Source organism: Mycobacterium sp. UM_WGJ, assembly GCF_000455125.1.
Taxonomy (GTDB): domain Bacteria; phylum Actinomycetota; class Actinomycetes; order Mycobacteriales; family Mycobacteriaceae; genus Mycobacterium.
This window is the reverse complement of record NZ_AUWR01000082.1, coordinates 1-925: the sequence shown is the minus strand read 5'-3', so window position 1 is coordinate 925 and position 925 is coordinate 1. Positions and strand designations below refer to the sequence as shown.

General features: G+C 63.1%; 1 protein-coding gene. It reads right to left on the bottom strand.

Annotated elements, in window-relative coordinates; all coding sequences use genetic code 11:
- Positions 1–879 (bottom strand): IS630 family transposase (locus N416_RS0120010; protein WP_024443873.1); only part of this gene is annotated, 879 nt, incomplete at its 3' end.
- Positions 880–925 lie beyond the last annotated feature (46 nt).

Genomic DNA, 925 nt, shown 5'->3' with positions numbered 1-925 from the left:
ATTGAGCCACGATGAGCTGGTCGGGGTGAAGTGCAGGACGAACCGGGGATGGTTTGTCAGCCAACGCTTTACCGCTGGAGTCTTGTGGGTGGAGGCGTTGTCGAGAACGACGTGGCAGTCCAGGTCGGCGGGCACTTCGGCGTCGATCTTCTTCAAGAATGCCAGGAACTCCTGGGCGCGGTGGCGGGCGTGCAGTGAGCCGATGACCTTGCCGGTGCTCAGATCCAGGGCGGCGTACAAGCTTGAGGTGCCGTGCCGGACGTAGTCGTGGCTGGCCCTCGCTGGCGTGCCCGGCAGCATCGGGAACACCGGCTGGGTGCGGTTGAGTGCCTGGATCTGGGTTTTCTCGTCGACGCAGAGCACCACGGCCCGCTCAGGCGGATCCAGGTAGAGCCCGACGACGTCGCGGACCTTCTCGACGAACAACGGATCCTTGGACAGTTTCCACGAATCCTGCTTGTGCGGTGCCAATCCGAACGCCCGCCACACCCGCGAGACCATCGACTGACTCAAGCCCAGGTGATCGGCCATCGAGCGCGTTGACCAGTGGGTGGCATCTTCTGGGGTGGTTTCCAGCGTCGCGGTGATCAATTCCTTGATCTGCTCATCACCGACGACTCGCGGCCGGCCGGGCCGGGGCTCATCGAGCAGACCGTCGCAGCGATCGACGACGAACCTATTGCGCCATCGACGCACCGTGCCGATCGCCAACCCGAGCCGCTCGGCCAACTCAGTGTTGGTACCTCCATCGGCTGCGGCCAACACAATTCGCGACCGCATCGCCAACCCAGCCGCACTGGTACGGCGTCGCGCCCACCCCTCCAGCTCAGCACGCTCATCAGCGGTCAACACGATCTCAGCAGCACGAGGCGTCGGCACAACCCAGTCTAACAACTAGATTGCAATTAATGACTCAGGACACTAG